This window comes from Arthrobacter sp. UNCCL28 (assembly GCF_900102805.1).
GTDB classification, from domain to species: domain Bacteria; phylum Actinomycetota; class Actinomycetes; order Actinomycetales; family Micrococcaceae; genus Arthrobacter; species Arthrobacter nicotinovorans_A.
The window spans coordinates 255,090-277,457 of the sequence record NZ_FMWE01000005.1 but is presented as its reverse complement, the minus strand read 5'-3'; the positions used below and the strand labels follow the sequence as shown (position 1 = coordinate 277,457).

Here is a 22,368-nt window from a genome sequence, read left to right as displayed (position 1 = left end):
ACCCACCAACCGCCACATCGCCCGGTTGCCGCTCCCGGACTCAGCCTTTCCGTCAGCGGTATCAGCCAAAAGGTGGACAGACCAATGCCCGCAAAGGGACCTAGCATGGGAGGATGCCCACTGTCCCTTCCCAGCCGGCGCCAGGCGTACGGCTCGATGGACGCATCGATGCTGTGGTGCATCTGGGCTTCGCCGTCCTGATGGTCGCTTCGGCTGTCCGCTATGTCATGCGGCACTCCCCCGCAGACAACCTGTGGACAGTTGCGTTGGCGGGGACTGTTTGTGCCCTCTACGCGGTTACCGCGGTGTTGGCCCGCCGACGGGAACCTGGCAGGCGTCCCCCCGGACCGGCGCGCGGGGTATGGATTCCGTGGATGGCCGCTTTGGTGGCAGCGTGGGCGGCGCTTGTTATTGCCGCCCCCAGCTTCGCGTGGTGTTCCTTCGCGATCTTCTTCCTCACCCGGACCGCCTTCCGCGGGTGGGCCGCCTATGTGGCCGGTGGCGCGACGGCGGCCGCCACCGCCGTCGGACTCTTCCGGATGAGCGGCTGGACCGACGTCGCCATGCTTCTTGGCCCGCTCGCCGCGGGTGCGCTGCTGACCTTGATTTACGACAAGATCGAGCGCGACGCGGCGCTGCAACGCAAACTCCTCCATGACGTCACCCAGGCCCAGGAGCAACTCGCGGCGAAACAGCGGGAAGCCGGGATTGCCACCGAACGCGAGCGCGTTTCGCGGGAAATCCACGACACCGTAACCCAGGGCCTGGCCAGCAGCCTGCTCCTCCTCGAAGCCGCACAGCGCTCATGGCCGGCCGAAAGCGCCCACCATGACGTACGAAAGGCAACGGACCTGCTGCGGCGGAACCTCGCTGACACCCGCAGCCTGGTACATGAGCTCTCCGCCCCCGGGCTCGAGACCGGGCCCCTCCCCGAAGCCCTGGAACAGGCAGCACAGCAGTACGTGGACGGCATCCGTGTGCAAGTCACCGGGGATTTGCGGCCGCTCCCTTCGGAGGTCCGGCATGCCCTGCTCCGTGTCGCACAGAGCGCGGTGGCCAACATCAAACTCCACGCCCACGCCGGCCATGCCAGCGTGACCCTTGGCTACCTTCCGGACGCGGTCACCTTGGACGTGTACGACGACGGCCGCGGCTTTGATCCCGGAGCGGTACCTCCGCCGTCTGAAACCGGAGGGTACGGACTGCGGGCCATGCGCCAACGCGTGGAACAGTTGGGCGGACAATTGTCGGTGGAAAGCACACCCGGCGAAGGCACCATCATCGCGGCCCAGTTTCCGCTGGCCCGGCCTGCTGATCCGGCAAACGCCTTGAAGGAGGCTTTGTGAACACCATCTCCGTGCTGCTCGTGGACGACCACACCGTGGTCCGGAGCGGGCTCAAAGCGCTGTTGGGCACCCAGGGCGACATCGCCGTCGTCGGGGAAGCCGCATCCGGGGAGGACGCGCTGGAGGCGGCCCGGCAACATGCCCCGGACGTGGTCCTCATGGACCTGGCCATGGGTCCCGGCATGGACGGGATCGAAGCCATCAAACAGCTCCGACGGCGAACCCCCAAACAGGCAATCATCGTTTTCACCACTTACGACTCGGACGCCGACATTGTCCGCGCCGTGGACGCCGGCGCCATGGGCTATCTGCTCAAGGATGCGGCGCCCGAGGAGATCTTCGCGGCCGTTCGTGGTGCCGTGCAGGGCAAGAGCGTCATGAGTGCGCCCGTGGCGTCGCGGCTGTTCCAACAGCTGCGGAATCCGGACGAAATCCTCACTCCGCGGGAGGCCGAACTGCTCAGCCTGCTGACCGAGGGCCTCAGCAACCGCGACCTCGGAAAGCGCCTCTTCATCTCCGAGGCCACCGTCAAGACCCACCTCGCCCACATCTACGCGAAACTGGGCGTCGAAACCCGTGCAGCAGCAATTGCCACAGCTATCCGGCGCGAGGGGATGCGGTAGGACACGCGGTTGGTTACTCTGACCCTATGTCGGACGTAGCTGATCGCAAGATGTTCAAGAGCCCGGGAACTGCGTTGCTGGTCCGGGGAATCCTCGCCATTGTTTTTGGCCTGCTGATCTTTGCCCTGCCCAGCGCCACGGCGTTCGTGGTGGTCGTCATGTTCGGGGTCTTTGCGATCATTGACGGCATCACTAGCGTGGCCCATTACTTCTACGACCCCGCGGGCCGGTCCCGCTGGACCATTGTGGGTGGCCTCATCTCCATCGCGGCGGGCATCGTGGCCATTGCGTTGCCGGGAATTACGGCCGCGGCGATCGGCGTGCTCATTGGTTTGTGGGCGCTGGTGCTGGGGTTGTCACAAATTGTTTTGTCGCTGGCGGCCCGGACTTTCGTCAGCAGTTGGGGGCTCTGGCTGCTCACAGGCCTGATCACCACCATTTTTGGAATCGTGGTGCTGGTCAATCCGGGCTTGGGTTTCCTGGGCCTGGTGTGGATGCTTGGGGCCTTTGCGCTCGTGACAGGACTGCTGCTGGTCGCTTCCGGCATCGGGTTGCGTAAACTGGCCCGCTCGGAGCTGTTGTACGGCCACTAGGTCACCGTAAATGGTCTTCAGGGGATGCGCTCAGCGCCAAGTTCGGTAAGTTAGTGGCTGTGAAGATAGCTACCTGGAATGTGAACTCCCTCCGCGCCCGTGCAGACCGCGTTGAAGCCTGGCTTGAGCGCAGCGACTGCGATGTCCTGGCCATCCAGGAGACCAAGTGCAAGGACGAGAACTTCCCGTGGGAGCTCTTTGAGCGCATGGGATACGAGGTTGCCCACTTCGGAGTGAACCAGTGGAACGGCGTTGCCATCGCCTCCCGCGTGGGCCTTGAAGATGTCGAACGCACCTTCCTGGACCAGCCGGCGTTCGGTAAGGCCGGCAAGGACCCGGTACAGGAAGCCCGGGCCATCGCAGCCACCTGTGGCGGCATCCGCATCTGGAGCCTCTACGTTCCCAACGGCCGCTCCCTGGACGATGAACACATGCCGTACAAGATCAAATGGCTGGACGTCCTGCAGGGCCACGCAGCCGAATGGGTCAAGTCCGACCCCACCGCCCAGGTGGCACTGATGGGTGACTGGAACATCGCACCGTTCGACGACGACGTCTGGGACATCGAGCTGTTCCGCACCAACAATTACACCCACGTCTCCGAACCCGAGCGCGCAGCGTTCCATGCGTTCGAAGCCGCCGGATTCACCGACGTCGTCCGTCCTTATACCCCCGGCCCCGGTGTCTACACGTACTGGGATTACACGCAGCTGCGCTTCCCAAAGAAGGAAGGCATGCGCATCGACTTCTGCCTCGCCTCCCCCGCGCTGGCTTCGCGGGTCACGGGCGCTTCCATTGACCGCGAGGAACGCAAGGGCAAGGGCGCCTCGGACCACGCTCCCGTGATTGTGGAGCTCGCAGACTAACGGATCCAAAACCACCGGCGAAAGGGGCGGCTGCCATGACAGGAAACCTCTATCGGGGCCAGGCAGGGCTGCCGTTCTCTTCGTCGCTGCGCATTTACGAACCCCTCGAAGCGTTCCCGCCCGAGCAGCAGCGCCGCCTCCTGGCGCGGGGCAGCAAGAACGGTTCCCGGGCCGCCGTCGAGAATGCGGAGCTGCAGGCCTCGCTGGGCCGCATCACGCGGTCCGGCGGCGATCCCTTCCCCACCGGCCGCACGGACCTGGTACGCATGACGCGCGTGCCCACGGGCCGGCACGCGGCCATGCCGGACCAGCCTGCAGTGGGCCAACCTCCAGCGGAGGACCAACCTGCAGCGACCGCCCAGGAAGCGCACGACGCCGGGCGGCTGCTTTACTGCCCCAGCCAACTGGTGATTCGGGCGGGTTTGGCGGCCAATGCGCTCATGGACGGCGTGCACAGTCCCCTCGCCGACCTCCTCATCCCCGTCTCACAACGGGACAAGCACCAGGCAAGGATTGATCGGGTCAATGCGGGGGAAGACGCCAAACGCGTCCACACCCGTGCCTCAACATGGGGAATCCCGTTCAGCTGGTTCTCGCTCTTCGCCGAGTCGGACCGGAAGGACGTCGTGGAATCCGACGGGCGCATTCTGACGGTGCGGGTATGGACGCCCCTGACCGAGGCCCTGGACAGGGCCCGGTTCGCAGTGGCACACCTGGCCTTGGCCGCACCCGACCTGGACATGCTCGATGACCTGACGCAGCTCACCGAATGGCTGGAACTGTTCCACATCCAGTCCATGGTGGAGCTGGACTACGGTGCAGTGGCGGACAAGGTTTACCCGGATGAATCCCCCATGGACGTGCGGCTGGGCATCGAGTGCCTGGCGGAAGGCGACATGACCGGCGCCGCTGCCGCCTATCGCCGGCTTGCCTCCCGGTGGATCCCCATCCGGCAGTTGGCACGGGCTTCCTGACCCGTCGAACTTCCCTAGCGTTCGAGGACCACGTCCTCGGTGTTGGGGAAGAACATCTTGTAGGTGATGCCTGCAATGGCAGCCCCGATGACCGGGGCAAGAATGAACAACCACACCTGTCCCAATGCTTCGGGGCCGGCGAACCATGCCACTCCCAAAGAACGTGCCGGGTTGACGGAAGTGTTGGTCACCGGGATGGACACCAGATGGATCAACGTCAAACCAAGCCCGATGGCGATGGGCGCGAAACCCTTTGGCGCCCGCGAATCGGTGCTGCCCAGGATGATGTAGAGGAAGACTGCGGTCAGGATGATCTCAATGATCAAAGCAGCCACCATTGAATACCCATCCGGGGACCTCTCGCCGTAACCATTGGAGGCGAACCCGGATTTAGCAGCATCGAACCCGTCCTTTCCGGAGGCTATGGCAAACAACGCCAGCCCGGCCAAGGAGGCAGCAGCGACCTGCGTGACGATGTAGGGGCCAACGGCCTTCCATTCAATCCGGCCGGCCAAAGCGGCGCCGATGGTCACTGCAGGGTTGAAGTGTCCACCCGAAATGTGTCCCACTGCGTATGCCATGGCCAGGACCGTCAGCCCGAAAGCCAACGCAACACCCAGGAATCCGATGCCCATGTTGAGCTTGTCCTCCGAGAGAACTTTCGCAGCCAACACTGCGCTGCCGCATCCTCCGGAGACGAGGACAAAAGTCCCCAAAGCTTCGGCCCCAAGCCGGGACGGAAGTGATTTATGCATGATCCCTCTTTCATTAGTCGAGCGCCTCCCGGGCCCAACCTTCCAGGTCGGTCGGTGTCCGGATGCTTCGGCGCGGCCGCGCACAGCAACTGCGCGGCACAGTGATGCCGCGGCACAGTAACTATGTGGGTCCCGGAGGGGATTCATGACGGAGGTTTGCAGGTGGGCCCTGCGAAGAGGGTGGCTGCCCTAGCTTTCCGTTGGCGGGGCTGTGGTCTCGCGCACGATCAGCTCGTGTGGGGCAACCTCGGAATGGACAGCACCGGGGTTCCCATCCAGCTCGTCAAGCAGCATCTTGGTGGCGAGTTCAGCCTGGTTGTCGGGGCGTTGCCCCACCGTCGTCAAACCAATGGAAGACGAGAAATCATGATCGTCAATGCCGATCACTGAAAGGTCCTGGGGCACCTTGACACCGTGGCGCCCCGCCTCGAAGATGACGCCCATGGCCATCTCATCGGACGAGCAGAAAATCGCTGTCGGTTTGCGTCCGGGCTGGTTCCACAAGCGGTTGAAGGCCTCTTGGCCACTGGCAACCGTGAAATCACCCCACTGGTCCCATTCGGGACGTACTTCCAGTCCGGCGTCGGTCATGACTTCCTGGAAGGCGCGGATCCGCACACGGGGAACGTCGAAGTTCAGGTCGGTTTCGTCGTCGCCATGGAGCAAGGCGATGTCCTTGTGGCCCAAGTCCAGGAGGTGCCGCACAGCGGTGGACGCGGCGTCGTAATCGTTGATGCCGATATAGGCGCAATCCTCCACGTGCCCGCCTACTACCACCAGCGGAATGTCGATCTTGTGGAGGTGTTCCAGCTCTTCCTCGGTCAAGGACATACAGAGCACCAGCAGGGCGTCGATCTGTTTGTAGACCATGGTGGAGCTGAAGAGCCGCTCGCGGTTGCTGCCGTGGCCGCCGAGGTTGAACAGGGAGAGGTTGTACTTGCGCGAATGCAGTTCCCGGTCCGCGCCTTCGATCGCTTTGGAGAAGAACCAGCGGCTGACGAACGGGGCCAGGACGCCGATGGTGCGTGTACGGCCGGTGGCCAGGCCGGATGCCGACGACGACGCGACGTAGCCCAGCGAACTGGCAACTTCGAGAATCTTTTCGCGGGTGGCCGGAGATACGCGCGGCAGGCCCCGGACGGCCCGTGAGACGGTCGCCGTCGAAACTCCAGCGGCAGCGGCGACGTCCTCGATACTGACGCCGGTATGGCCACCGCGTTGGGACCTACCCGTTGTTCGTGACACAGGCTCCCCTCTCCGGCCGCCGTTGCTCCGCCTTCACCTTAAAGGTGGACTTCTGCTTTGCAGCCCTCGGTTACGCAGCGGCGTAATGCGCTGCGCAACCGAGGCTGCGGATCCTAGCCCTTGAGGCCGCCGGAGAGCAGGCCGCGTACAAAGTAGCGCTGCAATCCGAAGAACACCAGGAGCGGGATGATGATGGAGACAAATGCTGCCGCCGGGTTGAGGTAGTCCCTGGCGCCACGCGTACCGGAAATCTCCGCCAAGCGCTGCGTAATGGGGGCCACGTCCGCCGTACCACCGGAGAACACCAGCGCCACCAGGAGGTCATTCCAGACCCACAGGAACTGGAAGATCGCCAGGGATGCCAGCGCCGGAACTGACAACGGGAGGATGATCCGCCAGAAGATGGTGCTGTGTCCGGCGCCGTCCACCCGTGCTGCCTCAATGACTTCACCAGGGATTTCGGAGATGAAGTTGTGGAGCAGGAAGATGCCCAGCGGAAGGCCGAACATGGTGTGGGCGATCCACAGCTGGGCGTACGAGCCCGAGGGAAGGTGCAGTGTCTGCGTGAAGAACTGCAGGAGCGGGATCAGTGCCATCTGGAGCGGAATGATCTGGAGGGCAAAGACGAAGATGAACATCGCGTCGCGGCCCTTGAACTTGCCCCAGGCAAAAACGTAGGCAGCCATGGATGCCAGCACGAGGACAAAGATCGTGACCGGAATGACGATCGCGATGGAATTGACGAAGTACTGGGACAGGTTGGCCGACTGGGAGCCTGCCGGAGTAAGGACGTCGGCATAGTTCTTGAACGTGAACTGCCAGTCGACGAAGGCATTCCACCAGCCGTCGGACCGGGGGCCCACCTGCTTGGCCGCTGGACGGAATGAGGTAACAAACAGGCCGAACGTCGGGACGGACCAGACGACGGCGATCACGATCGCTGCCGCTGTTGCCCACTTGGAGGTCAGCTTGCTCTTGACCCGCCGCATGATCGGCTGGGCGTCCTCCGTGGGGTCGGATCCAGGACGCTGCCGGGTGGCCTTGGCGGCCTCTTTCGGGGCTGGCGTGGCTGTCAATGGATCTCCCTTTGCTTGCGAAGGACTCGGGCGTTGTAGACCACAATGGGCAACACCATCAGGAACAGGATGAGGGCCAATGCGGCACCGCGTCCCGGCTCACCGGCACGGAATGCCTGGGTGTACATTTCGTTGGCTACCACCGACGTGTCGTAGTTGCCGGCGGTCATGGTCCGGACAATGTCGAACACCTTCAACGTGGCGATCGTGATGGTTGTCAGCACCACCACCAGCGCTCCACGAATACCCGGGACCGTGACATTACGGAATTGCTGCCAGGCGTTCGCCCCGTCCAAGCGGGCTGCCTCGGTAAGTTCCACCGGGACGCCCTTGATGGCGGCCGAGAGAATCACCATGGCGAAGCCGGTCTGGATCCAGACCATCACGATGATCAGGAAGAACGTGTTTTCCGGCGCATCCAGGAGGAACTGCTTGGGGTCCATTCCCAGGGCGTCGCGGAAGAAGTTGATGACACCTGTTTGTTCGATGCCGGGCCCACGGTAGTCGTAGACGAGCTTCCAGATGATGCCGGCGCCTACGAAGGAGATCGCCATTGGCATGAAGACCAGTGACTTCAACACCTTTTCGCCCCGGGCCTTGTCAATGAACACGGCGTAGGCAAGGCCAAAGCTTGTGGACAGCAAAGGAACCAGGATGGTCCAGATAACGGTGTTTCGCAGTGTGGTCAGAGCCTCGGGCTGCGTGAACATCCACACGAAGTTGTCAAAGCCGTTGGCATTGCCGCCGGCATCCGTGAACGCCAGCATTGACGTTCGGATGGCCGGATAAACCAGGCCCACCAGCATCAGGATCGCGGCGGGGGCCAGGAAGCCGGCAACGGTGACTTTGTCCTTGACCGTTTTGGGTGCCCTGTCCACCAGCAACATGATGAGGCCGATAACCGCTGCGAATATCGCAAGGGCTATCACTACTTGAAGGAGTTTTTCTCCAATAAATTCCATACCCAACCTCCGGGGCGTGAGTGAATCACTAAGTTCCGGGAAAAGCACTGCCTCCCCGGCTGGGCAAACCAGTCAGGGGAGGCAGCACTTTGGGAGTTAGCTCTTAGGCCAGCTGGACTCGATGCTGTTGGCAACATCCTGCGAGGACGTGCCGTTGATCCACTGCACGATGCCCTTCCAGAAGGAGTTTGAACCCACAGCACTCGGCATCAGGTCGGATCCGTCGAAGCGGAAGACGGTGTCAGGGTCCTGGAGGATCTTGACGGTCAGCTTGTCGAGGTCGGACTGTGCGTTGTTCGGGTCCAGGCCCTTGTTTGCACTGACAACACCGCCCAGCTTCACGCGGTTGTTGGCGAAGTCGGCGCTGGCCAGGTAGGCCAGGAAGGACTGAACCTCGGGGGTGTCCTTGTAAGCGCCCACCATTTCGCCGCCGCCGGTGACTGCCTTGCCCTTGCTTTCGTCGATCGGCGGGGTGATGAAGGCCCAAACATCGCCATCTTCAGCAACGTTGGTTCCTGCAGGCCAGTTGGCGGCCTGGAAGTTGGCCTGGTGGTGCATGGCGCAGGTACCGTCAAGAACCGGCTGGCCGGCCTGGGCGAAACCGGTGCTCAGGATCGAGCGGACGTCACCGAAGCCGCCGTTCACCATGTCCTGGTTGAGCAGGATGTCGCCGGCCTTGTTGAAGGAGTCGACGATCTTGGGGTCGTTGAACGGAATCTGGTGGGCTACCCACTGGTCGTAGACCTCCGGGCCGTGTGCACGCAGAACCACGTCTTCGATCCAGTCCGTGCCGGGCCAGCCGGTGGCTTCACCGGACTCGAATCCAGCACACCACGGCTTCATGTTCTTGTCATCGGCCGCGATCTTCTTGGACAGGTCAATCATTTCGTCCCACGTCTTGGGGACTTCCCAGCCCTTGTCCTTGAAGGTCTTGGGCGAGTACCAGACAAAGCCCTTGACGTTCGCGAGCATCGGGGCAGCGTAGTAAGTGCCGTCCACGGTGCCGTACTTCTTCCAGTCCGGGGACCAGTTCTTGTCCACGAGGTCGGAAACCGTCTTCGGAGCCGGCTTCAAGTAGCCTGCCTTTGCCTGGGTGGCCAGAAGGCCGGGCTGCGGGAAGATCGCCACGTCGGGCGCGGTCCCGGACTGGGCACGGACGCCGATCTGCGTCTCGAACTCCTTGCTGCCTTCGTACTTGACGGTGATGCCCGTGCAGTCTTCGAACTGCTTCCAGGACTCCTCGAGGTTGGTGGCCTCGATGTCTACGATCGTCGAGTAGACCGAGACGGTCTTGCCATCGTGCTTGCCATAGCTTTCGTAGCTGGCGCAGTCATTCGAGCCGGCGGTGGATCCCCCACCGCCACCATCTCCGCTACAGGCGGAAAGGGTAAGTGCCAGAACACCGGCGGCTGCGACCGGTAGCAGGTACTTGGTTTTCTTCATGCTAAAGACTCCTCGCTGAGTACAAGTGATTCGGCGGCGCAATTGATGTGGTGACGCTCACACTAGCTAGGAAGCGCGTCAAAATGCAAGCGCTTACACAGAACGTAACCGCATCGATACCAAGCAACCTGTTGATCTTGAAAACGCGGCCTTCTTCGCTCCATTTGGCCAACGCCCCATCAGTCCTGCACGCTCTTCAAGCTGCGGATCGATTTGTTTACCCAATGTTGCCTATGGAAAAATAGGAAGTGTGGATGAACTTGAAGCACTGCAGACCATCGGCCGATTGATCAAGGAAGAACGTCTGGCCCAAGGTTTGAGCCAAGTCCAACTGGCCAAGCAGGCGGGAACTGCCATCAAGACCGTCCGTACGTTGGAATCGGGAACCCGCCGCACGCAGGAAATCAACCAGCGCAAGCTTGAGCATGCTTTGGGCTGGCGTGCAGGATCCGTCTCAGAGGTCCTTAAAGGAAAATCAACGTTTGCCCCGGAAATGATCACTCCTGACGACATGCGCTCAGGAGACGAACCCCGGCAGGGACCACCGCGCATCGCTGTCCCCGCTGCTCCCATCGCCAGGGCGTCACACCTGTCCGACGAAGAACTCCTCGCCGAACTCACCTACCGCATGATGCACCGCAACCGGGGCTAATTCCCGGTCCTGCCTGTGGGGGCCGACTACGGGGCGGCCGGCTACGGGGCGGCTGGCTGTGGGGCGGCTGGCTGTGGGGCGGCTTGGCGCCGCACCATCTCGTTGATCCAAGTGGGCGCAAACGGTGAGGTGCAGTTGGGCGGCGTGGGATAGTCCTTCAGGACCTCCAAGCGCTCCCCAATGTCCAGAGCCCTGGCCCTGTGCTCCGGAAACTCGATGCCGATCATGGCAAGGCACTGGTTCATGGCCCACTGCAGACGTTCCGGTGCGTCCTTCATGGCGGCCTCGATGCTATCCAGCAGTGCCACCAGGTCCAGGCCCTCAGGCTTCTTGACCACGCGTTCCGACGTCAGCGCCCATCCTGCGCTGGCCACCACTGGATCAGCGTCGGCGAACCAGGCCACCCGCAACTCTTCGCAATGCGGGCTCTTTTTGACCACGTAATTCACCAGCCAGTCGTGGACCTTGGGAGTCCGTGCATCCCGGAGCATTCTGTCCAGTTCGTCGCGTTCAAAGGCTTTGGGCTTGCAGATCAGCAACGATAACAGCCTGGCAGCGGTATCGTCCGTAGCCCACAATTCGCGTGAGAGCTCCTGCTGGGTTTTCAGCCTTTTGGCGACTGCCCGCAATTTGCTGAGGTTCACGCCATGGTCATCGCCGTGCTTTTCGTTGATTTCGCGCGCCCGGGGATCTTCGAGGGCGGCCAATTCGGCCATGAGTCCGGCCACCGTGGTGTCGAGCACCGCTGTTCCCGCCACTGGGGCTTCCACCGCTGCCTTTTCGGACACTGCCTTTGTAGCCACTGCCGCCTCCTGTCCATCGCGTATGGACCTCAGGTTACTAGCTCCAGACTGGCAGGGTTACCGGACTGGCAGGGTTACCGGACTGGCAGGGTTACCGGACTGGCAGGGTTACCGGACTGGCAGGGTTACCGGCTGGCAGGGTTACCGGCTGGCAGGGTTACCGGCTGGCAGGGTTACCGGCTGGCAGGGTTACCGGCTGGCAGGGTTACCGGCTGGCAGGGTTGCCGGCTGGCAGGGTTACCGGCTGGGACCGAATACGGGGCATTCACACAGCGATGGCAGCCCGCTCCCGCGCGGGCTTCCGCTGCGGATACGAACTGCCATCCTTTGCTGATGGGGCGTTTGCTACTTATCGCCCTTCAGCAGACCGGCAATCTTCGTGCCCAGTCCCTTGACGTTTTCGGCTACATCACCGGCAATTTCCTTGGACTTCTCCGCCACGTCTCCGGCCAGTTCCTTGGCGTTTTCGCCGACATCACCGGAGAAGAATTCTTTGACGTTTTCCGCGGCCTCGCCTGCGAACTCTTTGACGTTCCCGGCTGCCTCCCCAGCGAATTCCTTGACGTTTTCAACAGCCTCGCCCGCAAATTCCTTCGCATTTTCCAGGGCTTCGCCTGCCGCCTCTTTGGCGTTTCCTGCTGCGCCGTTTACTGCTTCGGCTCCCGTGGTCTCTTCACTCATGGTGTTCTCCTCTGTAACGGTCGAATCTGTGACGTAGCGTGCCAAAGGAGGCATTCCCCCTCGGACTCAACTTAGGGGCCGGGACTTGCATTCCGCAATGTCAGCGGACACGTTCCGCCTTGGTAAACCTGGACCGGGCACCCGAAACCATGTGCACCAACACCGGCGTTTTTTGGCCGATAACCAGGTCCAATGCTTCAACGAGCTGGGATACTTCGGCGGCCAGCACGTGTGGCGCCACTCCTTGCCTGGGCTGGATCCGGATGCGCAGCCCCGGCTTCCCCCGCACCTCGTAGGTGGCCACGGAAGCGGCTGCGAGGTCGGTCCGCTCAGCCAGAGCAGCCCTCAGCGCCTGTTCCGCCACGCCTCCACCGATCCGCACTTCTCCATCGATATGGCTGTCGTCATCGCTTGCGACCAACAGGTTGGCCCTGCCCTTGCCCTGCTGGGAGAGCCAGGCGATCATGGCGACAATGACGGCCACCAGGACCGCTCCAGCCACAATCCACAGCCAGCTTTCCTCATGTCCTGGCAAGCGGGTTTGGCGGAAGGCATTTTCCATCCCGGCCCAGACACCGGCAGAGAATCCATGCCACCACGCCGCCACAGCGGGCACGGTCGCCAGCAGCATGAGCAACAGTCCGACGGCCAGGAGTTTCACCCCAATGATGAACAACAGCACACGGTTGAGGGCACGCGGTGTCCCGTTCACGCGCCAATCACCCCCGAGGACGCCACGTTGACCCGCACGGAAGGCATCGGCACCGGGGACATCTCCTCAAGTTCTGCCCGCACAGCAGTCAGCACAGCTTCCTCGCTCACCCTGCTGCCCGATGTAGGCCGGACATTGACCACCACCAATTGCCTGGAAACCACCACCATCACCTGCTCCTGGGTAACGTTCGCGGCAGTTCGCGCACGACGCGCCAGCGCTGAAGCCAGCACTTCGTCATCAACCACGACGGCGGTACGACGGTCCCGGAGCAAATGCCGGGCTCGCCTGCCGGGCAGCACTGCGTGCAGGAAGAAGAAGAGTCCCACCATGGCAACCACGGCACCACTGGCGCCTAGCAGCAAAGGGGAAATACCTTCCGGGAGAGCGATGATGCGCCCGGCCGCAGTGGTGGGGTCGATCAGCCAGGGAGGCTGCCCCACGGCCCGCACGCCCGCCTCGAGAAGTGCGTAGAGGCAGAGCACAATCACCAGGACGGCGGCAATGACAGCAGCACCGGCGCGGGAAGAATGGGTTTCACGCCGAAGGATACGGCTCATCTCAGGGTCCTCGCCGGCTACCGGTCCAGCTCCAGCTTGCTGCTCGATGCTGTTTTGATCCCGGGTTGGGCGGTGGGCTTTCTGGTCCTGCGTCAATGAACCCGGCCTCCTTCAGTGACGTGGGCACCGCTGATTCTGATGTCCACCCTGCTCAACTGGGATCCGCTGAGTCGCGTGACAGTTTCAAGGACAGTGGCTTTCGCAGCTACTGCCCGGTCCCAGATGGAGCCGCCGAAGCCTTGGACGCGCAGCGGATCCCGCAAGACTTCGGTCAAAGCCGGGATGCTGATAGGTGCCACGATCGACAAAGCCAGCAGGCCGTCGTCGTCCGCCCAATCAGCGCGGATGTCGCTGGCCTCAACGCCGAGGGCTTCAGCGGCGGCGGCGCGCGCCAAGGATGTCAAAGCCTGGGTACTGATCCGGTTGTGGCCGGCCAGGCTGGTGGTGGATTCCACAGCCTCAGCCACGCTCATGACGAGGAGCGCCGGCCCGTAATGGCGTCCAGGACGCTGCGAAGATCCAATTTTCCGTCAGCTGCCCGGCCCAGCAGTGCTCCGATGCCCATGAAGAGCAGTGAGATCAGGAATCCCCACAGCCCAAAGGAAAAGGACATGAAGGCTACGAAGGCGCCGATCGCGATGCCCACAACGGTCATGCTCACTGGAGTGCCTCCCTTTCCACTACGGCGGCCTTGCTTCCCGTGGGTTTAACAGGCGGGGCCACATAGACATCATTGATCTCGATATTGACTTCAATGACCTGCAGGCCAACAAGCTCTTCAACCGCGCGGAAGACTGCGCTGCGCACCTGGTTGGCGACGCCGTGCAGGGGGTGTCCATAGAGGGCTACAAGGTTGATGTCCACGGCCACCTGGGTCTCGCCCACTTCTGCGCGGACGCCCGCTGCATGGTCCGAGCTGCCGACGGCGTCGCGAATCGCGCCGAGCGCGCGGGACGGACCCGAACCCAACGAGTAGACGCCCGGCACTGTGCGGGCAGCAATGCCTGCAACCTTGGCCACCGCCGCTTCGGAGATGATGGTGCGTCCAGTCCCCAGGATTTCGCCCCCAGGCACAGGATCAAGCTGCACGTTCTGGTCTTCCATGGAGCACTCCCCTTCTCTTGAGTACCACCCTAGCGTCTAGCTCCGACGCTTTGGGAGAAGCTCCCGGGAGAAGGGAGCGCGCCCGGGCACTGCTGTTTGTTGTGCTGACCGTTCGCAAGGAAACTTTCATCGACGCCAGTCTCGGACAAGGCAATAAAGCTCGTTACAGAATCGCCCTGCTTCGCTGGATCCAGCCCCTCCAGCCGTTCCCATCGTTGTATTTGATGTTGGTGAACGGAGCCCCTGCTTCGTCGAGTCGGACTGCTTCCATGGAAAACACATTCCTGAATTCAGTAAAAATGATCCGGACCGTGCCCCCGGGGAAAGGGTTGTTCAGATATCCCTGGCCTCCGGCGATATAGGTGCCCACAGCTTCTATGGCGAGGAGGTCTTGCGGCGCCTCGCGCACCGCGTCGCTCAAGGGACGGCCATTGGCAAGAATCCAGTTCTTCGAAACCGCTTCATGAGGTGTAGCTGGCGTCAATATCCCCTTCACGCGTTGCCCGTCGTATCCATCTGAATGTGTAACGGAGATATTGTTCTCGATCGACCCGCCCGTCGAGTCCACGCCGAGCGCGTAGCCCTGTTGGCCTAGCCCGCCACCATCCTGCAGACCCGCAGTCCGGGAAGTGATGGAGAGGTTGTTGTACTTGGACTTTGCCCACAATTGCACGCCAGGATGGTGTGCCGGCGTCGGTCCCGGCCCCGTAGCCTGGCCGGTCCAAACGGTGTCGTTGACGTAGTTATCCGGAATGGGTGCCCATCCGGCCGGATTGGCCTTATCACTGGTGTCGGCCAGCATGTTGTTGGCAATCGTAGCCAGCTGCCCGTTCACGCTCTCACCCTGGATCCAAAATCCTTCAGCCCCGCAATTCTGCGCTTCGGCCGATGAAAATTCGCAGGTACCGTTGACGATTTTGTAGCCTGCCGCCGCTCGACGCATCTTCGCGCCACCTCCGCCGACCTGCCACCTCTCGAGCACCTGACCGCACCAAAATGCCTTCGTATTAGTGAATCTGGTCGACCCGTTCTGCTGCAGAAACCCGTGGTATTCCGAACTGCCCACAGTGACGTCGGTAAGGAACGTGTCGTAACCGGCGGTAAAACCGTTTCCGCCCGCTCCAGTGCAGATAATGTTGCGGAATCGAATCTCGCCACCGATCTTGTTCGTCATCGCGGCGCTGCCGTAAGGGTTCACCACGAAGATGTTCTCAAAGTTCGAATAAGTGTCTCCATATGTGGGTTGAACTGGCTGGGCGGGGGCAGTGTAGTCAGGAACCATGAGTATCCCGTGCGAATTGAACTGCCAGTTATCAGGATTGGCGGGATGATTGCCGCCCAGCACCGCCCCTGGGCCAGCGAAGTTCAATCCGTCCGGGAAACTCTGGCCCCAACGGTTCCCGTTGATCCTCAAATCGCGGACATCGTGGAGATTACTCCTCGGCTTGTTGACGAACACGGAACAATTCGCGCCGTCGATCAACATGAAAGTCGTCTTGTTCCAGCCGAGTCCCCAGATCGCCACTTCACTCAGCATCACGATGGGCTTTTTTACGCCGTATCCGACGAGTTGGTTTATGTCGCCCTCGAAGACAGCAACGCCACCACCAAGAACCGCGATCTGTTGCAGGAACGCATTGATCTCATCAGACTGATCGATCGCCGCAGTCCCCGGAGCACCGACAGCCTGGACATTCGGGAAGCCTTGCTTGCCGGCAGAGAACTTGCGCCCATATTCATCGGGGGGACTGACAGGCATGGTCGCCTTCGGCAAAATTCCAAAGTCCGATGCGTAGTAAACACGCCTGGCACTCTTCGTCACAGCAGTGCCCGCCGCAGCTGGGCCCGCCCCCGCGAAAGCTGCCCCGGCCGCCAATGCAAACCCTCCGCTCGCAATAAGTGCTCGTCTACCCAGCGTCGATTCCATCATCTCTCCTCGTCATCGCACAGCGCGAAAGAGGCACCTGTTTCCCCACACAGGGTCCGTGATCCATGTAGATGCAATGACGCGCCTCTACCTCTTAGTGAGCCGGAGTCACTGATCGTGACGTGGCATACATCTGAGCCTGCCCGATCGATCCATCCGGCTTGGAATACCTAGTCCGATCGCGCTGCGGCCCTTCCCTCACGAGGCACTTCCACACTGGCCACGGGCGGGTTATCCACAAGGCACAATTCATGGCTGGGACCCGCTTGGCAGCCCACCTAGACTGGCCGAAACATCACAAAACAGCTGCTGGGGAGCCTGTCATGCCACGTCTTTCGTCTGCCACTTTTCCTGTTGCACTGCCACGGACGGCGGCCTTGGCAGTGGGACTGGCCCTGCTCCTCACGGGTTGCCAAGGCGGCAGTCCGCCCGGCCTGCAAACCTCCGAATCAGGCTCGACGACGGTGTCCCCCACCTCGAGCAGCGCCGTTCCGGCTGCTTCGGCTACCTCCAGTGCACCGTCGCCGTCCGCGGTTTACAAGCCCGCAGATGCGAAGGGGAAGGCACAGAATGTGCCGGTTCCGGTGATGCCCGAGCTGGCGAAGGAGAACTCGAAGGCAGGGTTGGAGGCGTTTATTGGGTATTGGTACGCGCAGCTTTCTTACGTGGGCGAGACAGGAGACATGTCATCGTGGCTGCCGTTAATCTCCCAAGATTGCCGGCTTTGCCTCCGTCTTCAAGAGTCCGGTGAAGATGGATACATCGACGGGAGGTGGCTCGTGGGCGGGAAAATTTCAGTTCCTGTTGTAGAGGTGCTCTGGAGGGCCGACTCCGTGCAGTCGGCAAAGGTCCAAGTGATTCAGCAGCAGATTGACTATTACAACGCAGATGGCAGCGTCGGTCGATCGAGTTCAGAAGCATCCAATGACGCTTTCGCTCTGTTCGCCACGTACGTTGATGGCTCATGGATTGTGGTGGACCTTGGCGTCATCTCTTAGGCCCGTAAAAAGAATCGGCGTGGTCATTGTTGCGCTGGTTGTCTGGCTTTCTGCCAGCCCTGCTGTGGCGGCGCCCTCTCTGGCAGCTGACGATACGTGGGCCGCCAACAACGCGGGCGATAGCAGCATCGATATTGGCGCGCGTTTCAGAATCGATCCGCAGACCGGGCAGCTAGAAGCCAGTATCGGAGGAACATCAACCTCGTCCGAAACAGTGGACCCCAACCAGTACATGGCCGACACGCACTGCCGCGCCGATGGGCCCGACACCAAGGACCCCGGTTGCGATGCCCTCGAATGCCCCGCCACCGAAACCAATACCGAAGCAGGCACCCCGGTCATCTGGAAGGAAGCCCCCAAAGCCATCACCAACCCAGGCTGGACCGACTGGATCCCCGTCACCGGACCCACCTGCCTCTACTCGGCCCAACCCGAGAACGTCCTGGACAACATCGCAGCCCGGATCCTCAACGACTTCCAACAACTACCCATCAACCCCGGAACCCTCCAAGCCCAACCCTTCCCCCACACCCTCAAAGGCGCACCCACCAACTTCTACACCACCGCCAGCGAGCAAGACTTCAACGTCAGCATCCTCGGCCAAGCAGTCCACCTCACCGCAACACCGGCCAACTACACCTACGCCTTCGGTGACGGCACCACCCTCGGACCAACACCAGCAGCCGGCTACTCCATCCCGGAAACCGAATGGCTCAACACCCAAACACGCACCAGCCACAGCTACACAGAAACCGGCAACTACCAGGCCACCCTCACCACCAGCTTCACCGGCACCTACTCCGTCAATAACGGCCCACCCCTACCCATCAACGGAACCCTGAACCTCACCACACCAGCCCAAAACATCCAAGTCTGGAAAACACAAAGAGCACTCGTCGCCGACACCTGCCAGGAAAACCCCAACTCCTGGGGCTGCCCCGGCGCAAAGTCCGGCTAGGACGAGATCGCCGTCAGGCTGGCCGCAACAGCTTCGAGGCACTTGGATACCGCGGCGCGGGGTTGCAATGAGTAGGAGCCGTCTCCAAAGAGTTCAAACGTCAGGGCCCCGCCGTAATTCAGCCGGCTTAGGTCGCGCAGAATCTTAGTGAGATCCAGGAAACCATCACCCCACGCCAAGTGTCCGGTTGGAGTACCGTCAATCAAATGAACGTGTCGGATAGCTTCGCCGAAGGCCTTGGCATAGTCCCTGACGCTTTCCCCTGCCGCTGCCATGGCAACGGTGTCTACCACCACCCCCAAAGCCGGGGATCCGACGTCGTCGAGCATTGACCGGAGCGAACCGACATCAGTGACCAGGTTCGACTCAACACGCTGAAGAGGCTCAAGGACACAGTTCACACCAAGTTCGGCAGCGCGCTGGGTGATAGTCTGCAGGGCTTCGACGGACCTCGCCCACGCCGCCTCAACCGGCTGGTCCTCGTAGCCTCGTCCCGCTGTCAGGAACAACAGAGGTGACTCCAGTTCGCTGCACACTTCCGCGGCCCGCAAGAACAACTGAACGCTTTGATCTCTTAGCCATTTCTCCGCGGAGGCAATATTGACGGGGTAGGCCACTTGTTCGGGGGTAAGGCAATTGACTGCAAGCTCCCGCTCCCGCAGCTGTCGTCTGACTTTCAGCAGATGCGCAGAATCAACTTGCGGAATATAAAGGTGCGGGGCAATTCCCCAAAGCTCCACCTCGGTCCTTCCCAGCTCGACCATGTCATCGAGGCAACGCTCAAGGGTGTGGTGCTGGTAGGCGAAGTTCGATCCACCGACCTGGTCCAGGCTCAGTAAACCCATCACGCTCATAACTACTTACCAACTCCGTCGGCGAGTCCACGAATGAAGTACCGCTGTCCGGCGAAGAAGAGCACAATCACCGGAATTGCCGCAATAGCCATACCCGCGAACACCACGGGATAGTCCGTACCGTGCTTGGACATCAAGTTGGTGAGCCCCACTGGCAGGGTTTGCAGCGCTCCCCCGCTGGTGAAGACCATGGCGAACAAGTACTCGTTCCAGGTGAACAGAATATTCAAGAGAACAGTCGAGACCAGGATCGGCTTACACATAGGCAGAATAACCTGCCAAAAGGCCCGGGCCTTCGACGCTCCATCCACGGATGCGGCTTCATCCACCTCCGCGGGCAGGTCCATCATGTAAGCCCTGATAAGGAACGTTGTGAAGGGAACCCGAAATGCCGTGTACAGGATGAGCAACGCCCAGAGATTGTTGTAGAGCCCCAGGCTCTGGAACATCTTCACCAGTGGGATCAGGGCCACCGTGGGAGCGAGCATCAGGCCGCCCAGGATGAGAATGAGCACCACCCTGTTGAAGGGGATGTTCACCCTGGTCAGTCCGTAAGCCGCCCATGCGCTGATGAATACTGTCGCAATGGTGGAAGCAACGGTTACCAGGACACTGGTGGTGAGGTAGTCGCCCACCCCTCGATTCCATGCAGTGATGTAGTTGTCCCATTTCCACGCAACGGGCAGTGCAAACGGATTGGAGAACAGCTCGGAGTTGGACTTCACACCGTTCAGCAGCATCCAGATCAAGGGATAAACGACGACGACAGCCAGGGCAATCAGGAAGGCTTTGACGAGGACCCGTCCGAGTACCAACAGCAGGGCTGAGCGCGTCACCATTGGACCCTCTTTTTCTTGGAGATACGTAGCTGGACGACTGCCAGGACCAGGGTGATGATGAAGACGGCGGTTGCGACGGCGGCCGCATAACCAAAGTCATTGCGGACGAATCCGCTCCTGTAGAGCCATGTACCAAGGACCTGGCTGGAATTGTTCGGCCCTCCGCTGGTCATCACCATGACTTCGTTGAACACTTGGAAGGCTCCGGAGACGGTGACAATCATCATCAGGCCGGTCATTTCCCTGACAAGTGGCAAGGAAATCGAAAAGAACCTCTGGAAGGGTCCAACGCCGTCGATGGATGCAGCTTCATACAGTTCTTAAGGGATTCGCTGAAGCGCCACCGAGAAGAGAAGCGTGCAGTATCCAAAGCCCTGCCATTGGCTCATGGCGATGATGGCAAAGATCGCCGTGTTTTCCTGTCCCAGCCAGGCTTGGGTGAAGTTTCCAAGGCCCAGGAAATCCAAGGCGGCGTTGAGGATGCCCATCTCGGGTTCGTAGATGAAGTAGAACAGGAGGCCGGCAACTGTCAGGGAGATTGCGGACGGTACAAAGTACACGGCCCGGAGGATCCCCTTCCACCGCTGGCTCCGCAGTCCCTCGATCATCGCGGCGAGGATCACCGCCCCGAATACTTGGAAGGCGATTGAGATGACCGCGTACAGCGAGTTGTTGAGGAGTGACTTCCAGAAGATGGGGTCATTGAACATCCGCACGTAGTTGTCCGCACCCACAAAGGTCTGGCGGCCACTGTAGATATCCCACTTGAGGAAGCTGAACCCAAGATTCTGCACCAGGGGCAAGTACGCGAACACGCCCAGCAGCAGGACTGCCGGCAGCACCCACACCACATTGCGCCAACGGCGACCCTGGACAGACCTGGGTTTGCGACCCTTGGAGTTTCCGGCGGAAACAGGCGCCGTGGGCGGCGCCGCAGGCTTCCAGTCAGTATGCGAAACAGTCATGGCGTCCCTTGCTACTTCGCTGCACTGGAAGCGGCCCGGACGGAGGCAAGTACCTGGTCCGGGGTCTGGGTTCCGGCCACCAGGGCTTCCCCACCAGCCAACCAGGCGTCAGCGACTGCAGGAACAGTAACGGAGTCCAGCCAGGTGATGGCCGCAGATGCTTCGTTTACCTGCTTGATGCCCTCGATCACAGGCCCTGAGGAGTTCTCGGTGGAAACCGCACCTTTGACGGCGCTGGGCTGCCCGTACGGCGGAGCGGAGAGCTTGGCAGCGTTCTGGCTGTTGGTAGCGAATTTCATGAAGTCAGCGGCAAGCGCGGCGTTCTTGGAACGCGCATTGATGATGTAACCCTCCGGGGAACCTTCAATGGCCTTCGGATCGCCCTTGGCGTCTGCTGCCGCCGGAAGCTTGAAAATGCCCAACCCATCCTGCTTGAGCTTTGAATCGGCGGAGGCGGTGGAGTCGAATTCGAGGATCTCCTGGTAGTACATACCGGACTTCCCCTCAGCCAGGGCCTGCTGCGCCGTGGTGTAGAGAACACCGTTGGAATCCTTGCCGCTGCCGGTGCACTCCTTGACCAAGGTGGTGAACTGGTCCATGGCCTTGAGGTAACCCTTGTCCTCGAGCTTGGCTGTTGAAGGGCTGAAATCCCCTTGCAGCGTTTCGGCGGGTACCTCGTAGGCGAAGAGTTGCTGCAGGTAGTGCAGGCCTGGCCAGCCATCCTTGTTCCCAAACGAGATCGGCTCGTAGCCGGCTCCCTTGAGTACAGAGCACGATGAGATGAGCTCGTCGAAAGTGGACGGCGGGGTCAGTCCCAGTTCTTTGAAGATGCGCTGGTTGTAGCCCATGAACTTGCCGTTGTTGTAGAGGGGTACCGCATAGTACTTCCCGTCCTTCGCGAACGCCTTGAGGGCGGACTCTCCGAAGTTGTTTCCCCACTCGGTACCGGGGGCAATGACCGGGGTCAGGTCTGCTGCGAGGCCTCCGTCAATGAAGTTGTTGGCCCAGCTGCCGGCCCAGGTGAAGTAGATGTCAGGCATGGCCTGTGACGCAGTCAGCGTCTTGGTCTTGTCCTTGATGCTCTGGTCCGTCTCCTGGATGAGGTCGAAGGAAACCTCCGGGTGCAGCTTCTTGTACTCCGCTGCCAGGTCCTCAAAGTAGGGCTCCAGCGGGTCTCCGCCAAACTTCGTGAGGATGCTGAGGGTCCCGGTGTATTGCGGGGCAGCGTTGGGATCCAAGGCAGCGGCGGGCTGGCTGCCGCCGTCGGAACAACCGGTAAGCGCCAATGCGGCGCCGGCCAGCAATGCCATCAGTGATTGGGTGCTTTTACGCATCAGTTCTTCTTTCGGTCGAAGGGCCGATCAGCCGGTACTCCTCAAGGGGAGTAGGAAAGTTATGCCCGCCGTTGGGATGAACTCGGGTACGGGCTGAA

Annotated in this window: 26 protein-coding genes; 8 read left to right on the top strand and 18 right to left on the bottom strand. The window is 61.3% G+C overall.

Annotation, left to right across the window (positions count from 1 at the left end; translation table 11 throughout):
- Window positions 1-113 precede the first annotated feature (113 nt).
- The 5 genes from BLQ01_RS15720 to BLQ01_RS15700 are packed head-to-tail and all read left to right on the top strand — an operon-like array spanning window position 114 to window position 4,402.
- The gene (locus tag BLQ01_RS15720; protein ID WP_091552724.1) at window positions 114-1,346 is read left to right on the top strand and encodes a sensor histidine kinase; all 1,233 of its coding nucleotides are present in this window, start codon (window positions 114-116) and stop codon (window positions 1,344-1,346) included.
- Entirely contained in the window at window positions 1,343-1,969 is a 627-nt protein-coding gene (locus tag BLQ01_RS15715) for a response regulator (protein WP_026542610.1), read from the top strand. The genes BLQ01_RS15720 and BLQ01_RS15715 overlap by 4 nt, the downstream gene beginning before the upstream one ends.
- Before the next feature lie 26 nt (window positions 1,970-1,995).
- Window positions 1,996-2,562, top strand: a complete 567-nt coding sequence (locus BLQ01_RS15710; RefSeq protein ID WP_026548359.1) for an HdeD family acid-resistance protein — start codon at window positions 1,996-1,998, stop codon at window positions 2,560-2,562.
- Between the two features lie 59 nt (window positions 2,563-2,621).
- A complete protein-coding gene (locus tag BLQ01_RS15705; RefSeq protein ID WP_026542612.1) occupies window positions 2,622-3,428 on the top strand; it encodes an exodeoxyribonuclease III in 807 nt (268 codons plus the stop codon).
- Window positions 3,429-3,463: 35 nt separating this feature from the next.
- The gene (locus tag BLQ01_RS15700) at window positions 3,464-4,402 is read left to right on the top strand and encodes a DUF8083 family protein (protein ID WP_091552723.1); all 939 of its coding nucleotides are present in this window, start codon (window positions 3,464-3,466) and stop codon (window positions 4,400-4,402) included.
- 14 nt (window positions 4,403-4,416) lie between these two features.
- Here the strand turns inward: BLQ01_RS15700 and aqpZ are convergent, their stop codons facing one another.
- From aqpZ to BLQ01_RS15675, 5 genes are all read right to left on the bottom strand, one after another.
- Window positions 4,417-5,157 carry an aquaporin Z gene (gene aqpZ / locus BLQ01_RS15695; protein ID WP_091552721.1) on the bottom strand — a complete coding sequence of 247 codons (741 nt, stop codon included), beginning with the start codon at window positions 5,155-5,157 and terminating at the stop codon, window positions 4,417-4,419.
- 189 nt (window positions 5,158-5,346) lie between these two features.
- Entirely contained in the window at window positions 5,347-6,402 is a 1,056-nt protein-coding gene (locus tag BLQ01_RS15690) for a LacI family DNA-binding transcriptional regulator (protein WP_026542615.1), read from the bottom strand.
- Window positions 6,403-6,515: 113 nt separating this feature from the next.
- Entirely contained in the window at window positions 6,516-7,478 is a 963-nt protein-coding gene (locus tag BLQ01_RS15685; protein WP_091552720.1) for a carbohydrate ABC transporter permease, read from the bottom strand.
- Window positions 7,475-8,440, bottom strand: coding sequence for a carbohydrate ABC transporter permease (locus tag BLQ01_RS15680; RefSeq protein ID WP_026542617.1), 966 nt, complete (start codon window positions 8,438-8,440; stop codon window positions 7,475-7,477). Before BLQ01_RS15680 ends, BLQ01_RS15685 begins: the two co-directional genes overlap by 4 nt.
- A 96-nt stretch (window positions 8,441-8,536) precedes the next feature.
- Window positions 8,537-9,883, bottom strand: a complete 1,347-nt coding sequence (locus tag BLQ01_RS15675) for an ABC transporter substrate-binding protein (RefSeq protein ID WP_026542618.1) — start codon at window positions 9,881-9,883, stop codon at window positions 8,537-8,539.
- 250 nt (window positions 9,884-10,133) lie between these two features.
- Here BLQ01_RS15675 and BLQ01_RS15670 point away from each other — a divergent pair, with 250 nt between their 5' ends.
- Window positions 10,134-10,535, top strand: a complete 402-nt coding sequence (locus BLQ01_RS15670) for a helix-turn-helix domain-containing protein (RefSeq protein ID WP_026542619.1) — start codon at window positions 10,134-10,136, stop codon at window positions 10,533-10,535.
- A 41-nt stretch (window positions 10,536-10,576) separates the two neighbouring features.
- Here the strand turns inward: BLQ01_RS15670 and BLQ01_RS15665 are convergent, their stop codons facing one another.
- The 8 genes from BLQ01_RS15665 to BLQ01_RS15630 all read right to left on the bottom strand — a co-directional run bounded on the left by BLQ01_RS15665 (window position 10,577) and on the right by BLQ01_RS15630 (window position 16,325).
- Entirely contained in the window at window positions 10,577-11,251 is a 675-nt protein-coding gene (locus BLQ01_RS15665) for a DNA alkylation repair protein (RefSeq protein WP_091552792.1), read from the bottom strand.
- Between the two features lie 432 nt (window positions 11,252-11,683).
- Window positions 11,684-12,019, bottom strand: coding sequence for a hypothetical protein (locus BLQ01_RS15660; protein WP_139183505.1), 336 nt, complete (start codon window positions 12,017-12,019; stop codon window positions 11,684-11,686).
- Window positions 12,020-12,119: 100 nt separating this feature from the next.
- On the bottom strand, window positions 12,120-12,731 hold the full coding sequence (locus BLQ01_RS15655; RefSeq protein WP_091552717.1) for a hypothetical protein: 612 nt from the start codon (window positions 12,729-12,731) through the stop codon (window positions 12,120-12,122).
- The gene (locus BLQ01_RS15650; RefSeq protein WP_026542622.1) at window positions 12,728-13,387 is read right to left on the bottom strand and encodes a DUF6286 domain-containing protein; all 660 of its coding nucleotides are present in this window, start codon (window positions 13,385-13,387) and stop codon (window positions 12,728-12,730) included. The genes BLQ01_RS15655 and BLQ01_RS15650 overlap by 4 nt, the downstream gene beginning before the upstream one ends.
- Window positions 13,384-13,764 carry a hypothetical protein gene (locus BLQ01_RS15645; RefSeq protein WP_026542623.1) on the bottom strand — a complete coding sequence of 127 codons (381 nt, stop codon included), beginning with the start codon at window positions 13,762-13,764 and terminating at the stop codon, window positions 13,384-13,386. Before BLQ01_RS15645 ends, BLQ01_RS15650 begins: the two co-directional genes overlap by 4 nt.
- Window positions 13,761-13,952, bottom strand: a complete 192-nt coding sequence (locus tag BLQ01_RS15640; RefSeq protein WP_026542624.1) for a DUF2273 domain-containing protein — start codon at window positions 13,950-13,952, stop codon at window positions 13,761-13,763. Before BLQ01_RS15640 ends, BLQ01_RS15645 begins: the two co-directional genes overlap by 4 nt.
- Complete coding sequence (locus BLQ01_RS15635; RefSeq protein ID WP_026548367.1) at window positions 13,949-14,395, bottom strand: Asp23/Gls24 family envelope stress response protein; 447 nt, start codon at window positions 14,393-14,395, stop codon at window positions 13,949-13,951. The genes BLQ01_RS15640 and BLQ01_RS15635 overlap by 4 nt, the downstream gene beginning before the upstream one ends.
- Before the next feature lie 163 nt (window positions 14,396-14,558).
- Window positions 14,559-16,325, bottom strand: a complete 1,767-nt coding sequence (locus BLQ01_RS15630) for a hypothetical protein (RefSeq protein WP_139183504.1) — start codon at window positions 16,323-16,325, stop codon at window positions 14,559-14,561.
- A gap of 320 nt (window positions 16,326-16,645) precedes the next feature.
- Here BLQ01_RS15630 and BLQ01_RS22695 point away from each other — a divergent pair, with 320 nt between their 5' ends.
- Both BLQ01_RS22695 and BLQ01_RS15620 read left to right on the top strand, forming a co-directional pair.
- Window positions 16,646-17,320 (top strand): DUF6318 family protein, encoded by a 675-nt coding sequence (locus BLQ01_RS22695; protein WP_254779493.1) that lies wholly within the window; start codon window positions 16,646-16,648, stop codon window positions 17,318-17,320.
- Between the two features lie 19 nt (window positions 17,321-17,339).
- Window positions 17,340-18,278: a PKD domain-containing protein gene (locus BLQ01_RS15620; RefSeq protein WP_254779492.1), complete on the top strand. Its 939-nt coding sequence runs from the start codon at window positions 17,340-17,342 to the stop codon at window positions 18,276-18,278.
- Here BLQ01_RS15620 and BLQ01_RS15615 read toward each other — a convergent pair.
- Genes BLQ01_RS15615 through BLQ01_RS15600 form a run of 5 tightly spaced genes read right to left on the bottom strand, consistent with a single transcriptional unit; the run spans window position 18,275 to window position 22,270 of the window.
- The gene (locus BLQ01_RS15615) at window positions 18,275-19,123 is read right to left on the bottom strand and encodes a sugar phosphate isomerase/epimerase family protein (protein WP_091552786.1); all 849 of its coding nucleotides are present in this window, start codon (window positions 19,121-19,123) and stop codon (window positions 18,275-18,277) included. The two genes, BLQ01_RS15620 and BLQ01_RS15615, sit on opposite strands and share 4 nt — an antisense overlap.
- Window positions 19,124-19,134: 11 nt before the next feature.
- Window positions 19,135-19,971 carry a carbohydrate ABC transporter permease gene (locus BLQ01_RS15610; protein ID WP_026542054.1) on the bottom strand — a complete coding sequence of 279 codons (837 nt, stop codon included), beginning with the start codon at window positions 19,969-19,971 and terminating at the stop codon, window positions 19,135-19,137.
- On the bottom strand, window positions 19,965-20,234 hold the full coding sequence (locus tag BLQ01_RS22690) for a carbohydrate ABC transporter permease (protein ID WP_302846722.1): 270 nt from the start codon (window positions 20,232-20,234) through the stop codon (window positions 19,965-19,967). The genes BLQ01_RS15610 and BLQ01_RS22690 overlap by 7 nt, the downstream gene beginning before the upstream one ends.
- A 57-nt stretch (window positions 20,235-20,291) precedes the next feature.
- Window positions 20,292-20,936, bottom strand: coding sequence for a carbohydrate ABC transporter permease (locus tag BLQ01_RS15605; protein ID WP_254779490.1), 645 nt, complete (start codon window positions 20,934-20,936; stop codon window positions 20,292-20,294).
- A gap of 11 nt (window positions 20,937-20,947) precedes the next feature.
- Window positions 20,948-22,270: an ABC transporter substrate-binding protein gene (locus tag BLQ01_RS15600; RefSeq protein WP_026542056.1), complete on the bottom strand. Its 1,323-nt coding sequence runs from the start codon at window positions 22,268-22,270 to the stop codon at window positions 20,948-20,950.
- Window positions 22,271-22,368 lie beyond the last annotated feature (98 nt).